Below are 12,127 nucleotides of genomic sequence, written 5' to 3' on the forward strand. Positions count from 1 at the left end.
GTCGTCGGAATCGATGCAGACCAGCCTCCGACACTCCGCCTCCGCTTGCTGATCCATCTGTTCAATGGGCGCAGACAGCTCACTGATCACTCGTTTCGCATGTCTTCGCGCGCTGCAAACATTCCGCCGCGGTGAGCGAGCACCGCTGGTTCATGAGCCGCGACGTGCCACTGGCCGAGGCGTTCTCGTCGTACATCGACACCGTGCTGCACCACCGCTGCGCTGAGCCGACGGTCATCGACCCACCCGCGGGCACGTTCACGCTCCCCATCTCCACCCAGGGTGGTGGGGACGACGCAGACTGGCGCCTCACCGTGTGAGCCCACCTTCTTGCGACCCACCGATGTCTTCAGCGATGCGCCGGAGGAAGCGAGGGCCTCGCGAAACCATTCCCCCGGAGATGAGCACGGATGATGCGAGCGACACTGCAGGAAGACCGGCAATCGAGACCCGTACTACGGGGATGAGAGCGATCCAGGTCAGCAGGCAGGTCACGGTCGCGCTCGTGCTGCTTCTCCTGAGCGAAACGAGTTCAAGCCCAGATGACCCAGCAAGAAATGTCACGAAATCCTCATCAACAATCAGGTAGACGTCCCAAGGGCGGTACAAGGGCGGTCGGACGCCCATGTCTTCGGCGAATGCGGCAAGAAGCGTGTCGAAGTTCTCGTGCGGCGTCACCTGGTAGACGCGTGCGTTCGGCAACCTTGACTTCACTCGCCGAAATCGCAGTACTGCAATCAGGCCAGCAACAAGGAACGTCATGCCGAGGGCAACCAGGCATCCAAGAAGCACGATCGCGGCCACGAGCGCCCCTTGTTCCGGGTTCAACAACCCGTCTACGAGCAGCAAAACCGCATAGGCGAGTGCGACAACGAAGGCCGCGTTGTACACAACAAGAGTCATCCACTTCAACGCTGCGGTAGACACGGCTCACATCCCCGCCAACATCTCGAAAGCGAACCTCATATCCTCGCTCATCGTCAGCGCCCCAATGGCCAGTCGTCCTGCACTTGGCGAAAGTGCGTGCCGCCCGCCATTTCCGAATGCGACCCCCGCGGGCGACATGAGAGCCATCATGCCGATCCCGCAGTCCGGTGTCATCGGGTCGGCCATACAACCAATGCCGGTTGAAGCCGCGCCCGTCACCCAACTCATCGTTGTCGCCACAGCGATAACTTGCCAGGGCATCTTAAGACGTGCCGCAAATCCCGCCGTCAATCCCGCCACAAAGGAACCAGCACTCAAATACTTTTTGAGACTCTGGGCGACTGACGTCCGCGCCCATCGTTGTCCGGCGAAAGCCACGCTCGCGACTGGGTTGTACCCGTCGCCTGAGCTGAAGCCGGAATTCCTCGCGCTTTGTCCCGCACCATCCCGACCCGCCGCCAGGCCAGCCATGAGACTCGCGTAGCTGCATCCGCTTCCACAATTCTGGCGCTCGCCGGTGAGGTCGAAGAGGTTGACGGGGTCGTTGGGGTAGTTGTAGTTGCCGGTGTTGCCGCCCTCGACGGGGTCGGGGGTGAGGAAGCGGCCGAGCATGGCCGAGTACATCCGGGCGCCCATCTCGATCGTCGCGATGGAGCCGAGGTGCTCGTAGCCCTTGCCCTTCGAACCGACCCAGCCGGGGTCGAAGGAGCCCGGCATCGTGTCGGGCACGGACTCGTCGGCTGCCGTGCTGCCGATGACCATCGTCGTCAGATCGATCGGCTGACCGAAGGGGTCGTACAGGTACAGGCCGGTGCGGGCACCTCCAGGACCGGCCGTCCAGGTGACGTCACCATGCAGGTTCGGGTAGCACCAGACCGCATCGCCGGCGGCGGGAAGCGAAACCGTCACGCCACCGGGCAGGGTCAGCGTTCGCAGCTCGATGACGTTCGACTCGGACAGCACCAACGGCCCGGAGTAGCGGTGGGTAGCCGGCGCAGCCGAGCCTTCCTGCTCGGTGCGAGCGACGATCGCACCGGTGGCATCGCGCACGTACGACACGGTCGACGTCACGCCCGCGTCGACGACCGTCGTCGAGATATGGCGATCGGATGCGTCGTACGTGAAGGTCTGATTACCGAGCTTCGTGATGTTGCCGTGGGCGTCGTAGGCGATGTCGGTCGCGGCCAGCGAGCGCGCCGGTCGAACCATCGAGGCGGGCGCGCTCCCGGTACCCGCAACCAGCTCCTGCGCCGAGGTGAGTCGGTCTGCGCTGTCATAGCAGTAGGAGGTCGCGTACTGCAGACCCGCCCCACCCGTCGGTGTGTCCGAAGTGCGGGTGCGGTTGCCGTTCGCGCCGGCCCGCGCGGCCGAGCCGCAACCGCCGCTACTGGCGTAGTCGTACGTCAAGGCGTGACCGGGGATGGTCGCTGCAGCCAGCCGCCCGGCCGAGTCGAACGAGTAGGTCGACGCGTAGCTGGCGTGCGCGACGGGATCGGCCAGAGTCGATCGCAACACTCGACCACCTTGCGACCGCACCACGGTGTCGCTGACGATGTCCGCCGCCGCGAACCGCCAGGTGAGAGCGGTATCGCGGCCTGCGCCATCGCGGGTGATCGCCGCGAGCATCGATCCGTTGCCCGCATTCGTGGCGTCCGCGGCGGGATACACCACTGACGCGAGCTGCCCGCGGGCGTAGCTCGGGTCAGCGATCAGCTTTCCGTTGTCGGAGACCGTCTCCACGCGGCCGTCGGGTGAATAGGTGAACGTTGAGGTGTTCGTCACGCCTCCGGCGGTGACCGACGCATCCGTCACCCGTCCGAGGATGTCGTACCTCATCACGGTGACAGTGTCCCAGACATCCGTCTTCGACACGACCTGGCCCAGGAGGTTCACGACCGTGGTGATGCGCCCGGAGGTCGGCGATCCCGTCGTGCCGTCGTCCTGAACTGAGGATGTCAGCGGATCGCCCGTCGACGACGCGTAGCTGTACGTGGTCGTGCGCACCGATGCGGACAGCGAGGCGGAGGTCTTCGCGGTCGGACGCCCGCGGGCGTCGTAGGACACACACGACCACGCGGTGTCGCCTGTCTTCTTGGTGCCGACGACCCGCCCCATCACGTCGTACACGTAGTCGACCGCGATCGCCCCGACACCGGTCTCCGCGGACGCCTGGGAGAGAACGGCCGTCTTCAGCATTCCGTACTGCCGTGTCGACGTCGACACCCCACAGGTCACCGCCGAGGGAGTGCCGTCGATCGCCCAGTAGGAGTAGCTCGAGCCGTTCGCCGGGCTGGGCCTACCTGCGTCAGCCGGGCTCAGCCGTCCGATGCGGCGGTTGTAGAGGTCCGGGCCCTCGTAAACAGTCTGGGTGGTGAGGTTGAACCCGGAGGGATCGACGCTCGAGGAGGTCGCAAGGCCGAGCCACGGCTTCGCATAGGCTGTCGAGCTCGCAAGGGACGTGACCTGGGTGCGCGAGATGCCGCTCACACCGATCGGTGCCGTGTCGTACGCCACTGCGCCCGTCTCCAGACCATAGTCGGGCGCCAGCGCCGTGCCCGGGGTCACCTCCCACGTCGAGGCACCCGGTTTCCACCAGTTGAGCTGGACATTGGCCGATCCCGTGTTCTCGGCGTAGTCGATGCGGATGCGCGCCGTCTGGCCGGCGGTCGCGGTGAACACCTTCCAATCCCCGACGAACGCCGGGCCGTGATAGGTCCAGTTGTCGATGACCAACACGTCGTCGAGATACACCCGTACCGCGTCGTCGGCCCACACGTTGAAGCGATACGCCCCCGTCTGATCGAATCGGATCAGCCCCGTGCCGCGCAAGGACCACGTATCGGGATCCGTGATTCCGCCGGTCGGGGCTGCGGCACCGAAGTCGCGCGCAAATGCGCCGCCGGCCACACCGTCGAACCCCAGGCTGAAAGCCTTGGGCTGGCCGAATAGCGCCTCGTTGTCCCAGTAGGCGACGTTCAGACCTTGGAGGCCCTCGTCATACATCGTGCGGGTCATCGGATAGGAGGTGATGCACGACAGGAGGAGGGTTCTGTCGGCGTCGAAACAACTCGTCGGTGCTGGGCCGTACCGAGCGACAGCGCGATCTTGAGCGTTGTAGATCGTGCTGGTTCTCACGCCCTGGGCATCCGTGGACGAGAGCACCTGATCTTTGGCACTCCACTCGCTCTGGGTGGTCAGACCCTCAGCACTCGTCGAAGAGGTGAGCTGGAGAATCGAGTTGAAGGTCACCTTCGTGGCGTGGCCGTCGCTCCCCGTGCCGGCCGGAACCGAGAGCCCGACCACGTCCACATAGCTCACGCCCGGGGCGTAGGTGAACTTCTCGCCCGACCTGGAGGACTCTGTGAGGCCGTCTCCGGCGGGCAGCGTGACGGCCGACACTCGGCCGGAGGAGTCATAGCCGATATCGGTTCGGTTGGCGGGACCCGCAACCCGACTCGAATCGGCCATCAGCCAGTCGTTCGCCACGGCGTTGCGAACCTGGGCCAGGCGCCCGCGGGAGTCGTAGGTGAAGGTGGAGACCTCGTTTCCCGGATTGACGATGCGCACGAGATAGCCGTTCGCGTCGTACTGCAACTTCGTGACGCCGGCATCCGGATACTCGATCTGACACAGCATGCCGATCGGCGCGGGCGCGAACCCCGCCTCAACGACACATTGGCTGTCGCCGCGGTAGCGGTAGACGACCTTTCGGTCGTAGGAGCCCGTCGAACCGACCCGGGACAACGGATCGGCGAGGCTGTCGACGAGACGGCTGCCAGAACGGTACGACACGATCGGCGCCGTAGGCTTTCGCACGTCGGTCGGCGACGTCGCGGATGCGAAACTGCCGTCTTTATTGAAGGCGAAGACAGTGCCGGAGTCATCGGTGAACGTCACGGCGCCCGTCGTGTCGAGCGCCACGACTCCGTACTCGCCGCTCAGGGGCATGTAGCCACCGGAACTCTTCTTCGTGTAGGAGTGCACCGAGCCGTAGACGTCGGTGATCTTGATCCCACCCTCACTCACCTCGGCTCGGGAGTAGGTGCCCGAGACGCCCGCGAGGATGCTGGATGCACCCCAACCCGATGGCAGGATCTCCGGGGCGCGGGTGAACCATGTCGCCGGCACCGGCGTCTCCGGCTTGCCACCGAGCTTGAACTTGAGCACGACGCCGGCCGGCCCGCCGTGTTCGAAGTACTCGAATTTGAAGGAGTATGCGCGACCGCCCGCCGGAACGTCGATCGATGTGGTCGACCAGGTGGTCGATGCTCCCGTCAACCAGTGATCGACGACTTTCGTCGAGTCGAGCCAGACGCGGTACCCGTCGTCACCCGTGACGCCGAAGGTGTACTTCCCTTCCGGCAGCGTGATGATCCCCGCCCATCGAACCAGGAAGCGATCCGCGGGCACCAACGGTTTGGCAGCGCCGGCCGACGCGTCCGTCGGCGAGCTGAGTGCCCAGTTGAAGTCGATGGCGGGATCGATGCGCACCATCGCCGGGGAACGACCGTCGAACGAGAACGGCGGCGTCGCCGAGGCAGGCTCGGTGGCGTCGAAGTACTCGCCACGAAGTCCCGTGTTCGATGGCTTCTGCGAGTTGTACGAGAACGCCATACCGAGTGGGCCACCGGCGGTCGACACCGTCGGCGAGGAGAACTGAAGCCCGGCGTTCCCGTTGGCGAGGTTGACCGCCACCGGCCCGACGACATCCGTCGGGGCGGGACCTGGATCGGTGATCCGCTGATTGACGCGGAAGCGCCCGACCCACGGTGTGGCCGAGTCCGAGTACTGATCCTGCGACAACACCGTCCAGGTGTACGACGAACCGTCCTGCAGGAAGTTCGCCGGCACTGTCCAGCTCGTCCCGGTCTGCCAGCCCGACGAGACGATGACGCCGGTCTTCGAATCATTGCCCGAGGCGATCCGGAACCAGTACTTCATCGTGCGCCCCGCCGTTCCCGCTGGGATTGCCACGCTCAGGGTCGGCGTCGTCGTGACCACGATGCCGTTGTCGGCGGGCACTGCGGATGCCAGCGATGTCAGCGGCACCGAGTTCGTCGTGAACGACCACGTGACCGGACTCTGGCGCACACTCGAGTCGCCGAGGTGGCCGTCGGTCGTGTCCCGTATCCAGCACATCCACCGATAGGTCGTCCCGGGCTGCAACTTGGCATCCGGAATCGTCACCTCGCTCGAACCGACCCAGTCCGAGTCGTAGGCCGGGTTCGGATCGGTCGCCGGGTCTGCAGCCGTGGACACGCGGAACCGGTAGTGCAACTGCCAAGCAGGATCGACTGTCGCACCTTGCACCGAGAGCTTCGGGAGCAGGCTGACGTTAACAGCACCGTTCGTCGGGCTCGATGCACCCGGACGACCGGGTGTCGGATACTCCTTCCAGTTCACGACGAGCTGTGTCTCCACATGCTTGTAGGTGAAGACGCCGGGACTCTCGTCGCCGATCAGCGTGAAGTAGCCGCCCACGTACTTCGTGCGCACGTACTCCGAGATCTTCGTCTGCAGTTGCGAATCCGTGCTCGCGCCGCCGCTGGGCCCGATCGTGAAACCCCCGAGGTCTTGGCCGACGCTGTCGTAGCCGAACGTCGTGGCCGTCGACAGCGCGACGCCGTACTCGTCGTTCGAGCTGTCGGAGTAGATGTCGGTGACCTCGAGCCCGGCACCGATGACCTGCTTGCCGAAGAACTGCTCGTAGTTCACGTGAAAGACGGTTCGCCAGAACCCGCCGTTGTTCGAGTTGCCGACCTGCATGCCGTTGCTCGTCATGCCATTGGACTTGTAGGCATGCAGGTACTCGTTAGGGGCCGTCGAGATGGTGGGGTCGACCAGTACCGGGTAGACCCGCGCCGGGTCGTCCAACCAGTCGCGCTCAGCGCTGACTGTCAGCGTCCAGGCGTCTCCACGGTGCAGAACCGTCGTCTGGAGTGGCGCATCCGCGGCAGTGCGGACTCCCGCCACCGCGGATGAATCGGACATGCTCGGCGCCGGGAGGAGAAAGACAACCTCGCCTTCACCATCACGAAACTCGACGGCACCATCGGCAGTCTTGTGAAGCGACAGCCCGCCGGAATCGACGTCCCACGACCACGACGTCCTGCCCCGGCCACCAGGAGCCGATTCGAGCCGGAGGTTCTCCTTCACACTCGACGTCGTGACGTCGTACAGCAGGTCAGTGTTCGGGAAGACGGCGTCGTACTCGACATGACTCGCGCTCTCCTCCCCCGTGATCGCGTCACGCACGAGCGGGCTGTCGGATGCGTCGCGCAGAGTGAATCCGATCGTGCGACCCGCTCGGCTGAGGCGGAGCACGTCGTCGTCGCTGGCGGTCGGCGCGAATGCCGGAGCGAGCGGATGGCGCGCCACCTCCGCTCCGCCGATACCGAGCCACGCCCACGGGCCGGCGGTCGCGACATCCGTCTCGATCGGTACCCACTCGTCGCCGACCCGCACGTTCTGGGCCTCGGGTGAGGCCACGGTCGTGAACGTACCGTCGGCGTTGCGGTATGTGGTGTCGAATTCGGTACGGGCGACGAGTTCTGCGGTGTCGACGTCGAATGCATCGACCGAGGAGTCGTCTGGTACCACGAGCGGGGCCGCAGGTAACGGAAGTGGTACCGGGTCCCGATCCGGTTCATCGGAGAAGTCGCCTGCCGGGGCCGGTGAGGGCTGGATCAACGGCGGGTCCGAATCCTCCGTATCGAGCCGCGCCGGATCGGGTGCTGCCGACTCATCCGTGGCAGAAGGCACCACGACGTCACCGACGGCGCCCCAGGCGGGACCACCGCTTCCCGCGACGACACCGCCGATGAGCAAAGCGGACAGGACCAACGACATCCTGCCAAGGGGACGCGACACAGCGGTACTCCACGGTCGTGAGACCGCGGCCTCGAACTGCTGCGTCCCCCCAAAGGACCTGCAGGTCGAGCTTAGCTGAAGTGAGTATTAATCACAAACCCGAGTCGGCGATTCAGTTCGCGCGCTGGCGTGCGATCTCGTAGAGGGTGACGGAGGCCGCGATGCCCGCGTTCAGTGACTCGGTGTTCGCCGAGATCGGGATGCTCACCACGGCGTCGCAGGTCTCGGTGACCAGGCGCGAGAGCCCCTTGCCCTCGCTGCCGACCACGATCACCACGGGGCCCTGCGCCAAGTCGAGGTCGGGCAATGTCACGTCTCCATCGCCGGCGAGGCCCACCACGAAGACGCCGCGCTGCTTGAACGACTTGAGGGTCTGGGTGAGGTTCGACGCCATGGCGACAGGGGTGCGTGCCGCGGCACCGGCCGAGGTCTTCCACGCGGAGGCCGTCACGCCCACCGAGCGGCGTTGCGGCACGATCACGCCGTGGCCACCGAACGCGGCGGTCGAGCGGATGATCGCACCGAGGTTGCGCGGGTCGGTGATGCCGTCCAGCGCCACGAACAACGGCGTCTGCTGCTTCGCGAGCACCTCGTCGAGCAGGGTCTCCGGATGCGCGTACTCGTACGGCGGCACCTTCAGCGCCAGCCCCTGGTGCACCGCGTCGTGGCCGGAGAGGCGGTCGAGCTCCGGCCGCATCACCTCCATGACGGGGATGCCGCGCTTGTTCGCCAGCGCGAGCGCCTCCTTGACGCGCTCGTCGACCTCCACCCGGAACGCCACATACAGCGCGGTCGCGGGGATGTGCGCCCGCAGTGCCTCGACCACCGAGTTGCGGCCGGTGACCATCTCACTGTCGTCGGCCTTCTTGACCCGGCGGGCGGGGGCGGTGCGCGCATCCTGACCCTGACCGCGATCGTTCCCGCCGCGCTGACCCGGCTTCCCCTTGCCGCCGGCGGCCGCGAAGCGCTCACGCGCCGCCTTGGCCTTGCCGGCGGGGTGGTACGGCCGGTCCTCGGCCTTGGGGGTGGGGCCCTTGCCCTCGAGCGCCTGGCGGCCCTGACCGCCCGAACCGACGGCCTTGCTGCCCTTGGTGCTCCTGCGTACGGCGCCGGCCCGCGAGGGTCGTCCCGTTCCTGATTTAGCCATCGAGACTCCAGTGCGCGCCGTTCGGCGTGTCTTCTATCGATATTCCGGCTTGTCCGAGTTCATCCCGGATGCGGTCCGCTGTTGCGAAGTCACGGTCGGCCCTGGCCGCCTCACGGTCGGCGACGAGCCGCTCCACGAGGGTGCCCAGCGCGCGCTCGGCGACGGCGTCGCCGGCACCTGCCCACTCAGGGGCGAGCGGGTTGATGCCCAGCACGTCGGTCATGGCGAGCACCTGCCCGAGGAGGGCGGCCGTCTCGGCCAAGTCCTCGTCGTCGAGCGCGGCGTTGCCCCGCCGGACCGTTTCGTGAATGACGGCGATGGCCTGCGGAACGCTCAGGTCGTCATCCATCGCCGCTCGGAATTCGTCGGGGATGAGGAGCTCGGACGTGCCCGCGAAGCGCGTGCCCGCCAGGCGCCGCTCGGCGCGCTCGAGGAAGCCCTCGATGCGCGACACCGCGGCCTCGGCCTCGGCCAGCGCTCCGTCGTGGAACTCGAGCGTGGAGCGGTAGTGCGCGGCGCCGAGGTAGTAGCGGAGCACCACAGGGCGGGCCTCAGCGATGAGTTCGGCGGCGAAGATCGAGTTGCCGAGCGATTTCGACATCTTCTGGCCGGTGACCGAGACGAGACCGTTGTGGATCCAGAGCCGCGCGAACGGGTCGCCCGCCGCGTGCGACTGCGCCTCCTCGTTCTCGTGGTGCGGGAAGCGCAGGTCGAGGCCGCCGCCATGGATGTCGAACTCGGCACCCAGGTACTTGGTCGACATCGCCGAGCACTCGATGTGCCAACCGGGGCGCCCGCGGCCCCACGGGCTCACCCACGCCGCCGTTTCGGGCTCGCCCGCCTTGTGGCCCTTCCAGAGCGCGAAGTCGCGCACATCCTTCTTGCCACGCGAATCGGAATCGGTCGCGGGTGCCATGTCGTCGAGCTTCTGATGTGTCAGTTCGCCGTAGTCGGGCCAGCTCGCCGTGTCGAAGTAGACGTCGCCGGTGCCGTCGTCGGTGGCGTAGGCGTGCCCCGAGTCGATCAGGCGCTGGATGATCGCCTGCATCTCGGGAATGGATGCGGTGGCTCGCGGCTCGTAGGTGGGCGGGAGCACGCCGATGGCGTTGTAGGCGGCGGTGAACTCGAGCTCGACGCGGTAGGCCAGGGCCCACCACTGCTCCGGGCTGCCGCTCGCGGCGCTCTCGGCGGCGTTGATGAGGATCTTGTCGTCGATGTCGGTGACGTTGCGCACGAAGGTGACGGTGTACCCGCTGTAGGCGAGCCAGCGGCGCAGCTGGTCGTAGACGAGGGCCGAGCGGAGGTGACCGATGTGCGGCGACGACTGCACGGTGGGGCCGCACACGTAGATGCCGACCTGCCCCGGAACGAGCGGCGTGAAGTCGGTGAGGGCGCGGGCCTTCGAGTCGTAGAGGCGGAGAGTCACTGCGCTAGTTTACCGGGCTGCCCGGGCGAAGCCCGGGCCGCCCGACAACCAGCACGGTCGCGATGGCCGTCAGGCCGTCGCCTCGGCCGGGGAAGCCGAGGCCGTCGGTGGTGGTGGCTGAGACGGAGACCGGGGCGCCGAGGAGGGACGTGAGGAGGGCGTCGGCCTCGGCCTTGCGCGGAGCGAAGCGCGGGCGGTTGCCCACGAGTTGCACCGAGACGTTGCCGACGACGAAACCGGCGTCCGCGAGGATGTCGCGGGTGCGGGAGAGGAACACCTCGCCGTGCGCGCCCGCGAGCGCCGGATCGGCGGTACCGAAACGACTGCCGAGATCGCCGAGCCCAGCCGCGCCCAGGAGTGCATCGCAGATGGCATGCACCACCACATCTCCGTCGCTGTGCCCCGCGAGCCCGGGCTCCCCCGGCCAGTGCAGCCCGGCCAGCCAGAGCTCGGCCGACGCGTCGAAGGCGTGCGCATCCACGCCGACCCCCGTGCGCGGCAGAACCGGCGAAAGCGCCCCCGCGCCCGAGGCCCGTCGTGCGAGCTCCTCGGCCCGCTCCAGGTCGTCGGGCGTCGTGATCTTGAACGACAACGCCGACCCCTGCACCACACCCACCTCGTGCCCGGCCTCACGCACCAGCGCCGCGTCGTCGGTGAAGTCGGCCGCCGCGCGCACGTAGGCCGAAACGATGTGGTCGCGCGGAAAACCCTGAGGCGTCTGCACCCCGGTGAGCTCGGAGCGGTCGACGGTCTCGCGCACCGAGCCGTCTGCCGCCACCCGCTTGATCGTGTCGGTGACCGGCAGCCCGGGGATCACGCCGTGCCCCGTCGCCCGCACCGCCGCCACCACCCGGTCGAACACGGCGGCCGGCGTGAACGCGCGCGCGGCGTCGTGCACCAGCACCACCTCCACGTCGGGCGCGAGCACCTCGATGCCCGCGGCCACCGATCGCTGCCGGGTCTCCCCGCCGGCGACCACGAGGGCCGCAACGCCGAGCCCCTGCAGGGTGTCGGATGCCGCGCTCACGAGCGTCGCCGGAACCACCACCACAAGGTCGGCCGGTTCGGACATTCCCCGAACGGCATCGATCGACCGCGACAGGATGCTGCGCCCCGCGACCTCGACGAACGCCTTCGGTTCGGCACGCCCCAATCGACTGCCCGAGCCGGCGGCGACGACGATCACCGCGATGGACCCCATGCGCGGACCGACCGGCGCCCGAGCGGGCTAGGAGGCCAGAACCTCGTCGAGCACCAGCGAGGCCTTCTCCTCGTCGGTCTTCTCGGCGAGGGCGAGCTCGGAGATGAGGATCTGCCGGGCCTTGGCCAGCATGCGCTTCTCACCGGCCGAGAGACCGCGGTCTTGGTCGCGGCGCCACAGGTCGCGCACGACCTCGCTCACCTTGATGACGTCGCCCGAGGCGAGCTTCTCGAGGTTGGCCTTGTAGCGGCGGGACCAGTTGGTGGGCTCCTCGGTGAACGGCGCACGCAGCACCTCGAACACCTTGTCGAGACCTTCGCGGCCGATGACGTCGCGCACACCCACCAGATCGACGTTGTCGGCGGGCACCTCGATGGTGAGGTCGCCCTGCGTCACACGGAGTTTGAGGTAGATCTTCTCTTCGCCCTTGATGATGCGGGTCTTGACCTCGGAGATCGTGGCGGCTCCGTGATGGGGGTAAACGACTGTTTCGCCGACCTCAAAAAGCATGAATGGATGTCCTTCCGTGACTACCAGGATACCACAGGGGGCATGT

Annotated in this window: 7 protein-coding genes; 1 reads left to right on the plus strand and 6 read right to left on the minus strand. The window is 67.0% G+C overall.

Annotated features, from left to right (window positions below):
• Positions 1 to 131 precede the first annotated feature (131 nt).
• Positions 132 to 320 (plus strand): hypothetical protein, encoded by a 189-nt coding sequence (locus AC3WLB_RS04285; RefSeq protein WP_492503595.1) that lies wholly within the window; start codon positions 132 to 134, stop codon positions 318 to 320.
• Here AC3WLB_RS04285 and AC3WLB_RS04290 read toward each other — a convergent pair.
• The 6 genes from AC3WLB_RS04290 to AC3WLB_RS04315 all read right to left on the minus strand — a co-directional run bounded on the left by AC3WLB_RS04290 (position 310) and on the right by AC3WLB_RS04315 (position 12,081).
• Positions 310 to 927: a hypothetical protein gene (locus AC3WLB_RS04290; RefSeq protein ID WP_492503597.1), complete on the minus strand. Its 618-nt coding sequence runs from the start codon at positions 925 to 927 to the stop codon at positions 310 to 312. The two genes, AC3WLB_RS04285 and AC3WLB_RS04290, sit on opposite strands and share 11 nt — an antisense overlap.
• 3 nt (positions 928 to 930) lie before the next feature.
• Complete coding sequence (locus AC3WLB_RS04295) at positions 931 to 7,527, minus strand: PA14 domain-containing protein (RefSeq protein ID WP_492503599.1); 6,597 nt, start codon at positions 7,525 to 7,527, stop codon at positions 931 to 933.
• A gap of 382 nt (positions 7,528 to 7,909) precedes the next feature.
• Positions 7,910 to 8,944 carry a 23S rRNA (guanosine(2251)-2'-O)-methyltransferase RlmB gene (gene rlmB, locus AC3WLB_RS04300; RefSeq protein WP_492503601.1) on the minus strand — a complete coding sequence of 345 codons (1,035 nt, stop codon included), beginning with the start codon at positions 8,942 to 8,944 and terminating at the stop codon, positions 7,910 to 7,912.
• Complete coding sequence (gene cysS / locus AC3WLB_RS04305; RefSeq protein WP_492503603.1) at positions 8,937 to 10,370, minus strand: cysteine--tRNA ligase; 1,434 nt, start codon at positions 10,368 to 10,370, stop codon at positions 8,937 to 8,939. The genes rlmB and cysS overlap by 8 nt, the downstream gene beginning before the upstream one ends.
• A gap of 4 nt (positions 10,371 to 10,374) precedes the next feature.
• The gene (ispD, locus tag AC3WLB_RS04310; protein WP_492503605.1) at positions 10,375 to 11,571 is read right to left on the minus strand and encodes a 2-C-methyl-D-erythritol 4-phosphate cytidylyltransferase; all 1,197 of its coding nucleotides are present in this window, start codon (positions 11,569 to 11,571) and stop codon (positions 10,375 to 10,377) included.
• Between the two features lie 27 nt (positions 11,572 to 11,598).
• Complete coding sequence (locus tag AC3WLB_RS04315; RefSeq protein ID WP_022898150.1) at positions 11,599 to 12,081, minus strand: CarD family transcriptional regulator; 483 nt, start codon at positions 12,079 to 12,081, stop codon at positions 11,599 to 11,601.
• Between the last annotated feature and the right edge of the window lie 46 nt (positions 12,082 to 12,127).

The organism is Herbiconiux sp. FW305-C-125, assembly GCF_058783455.1.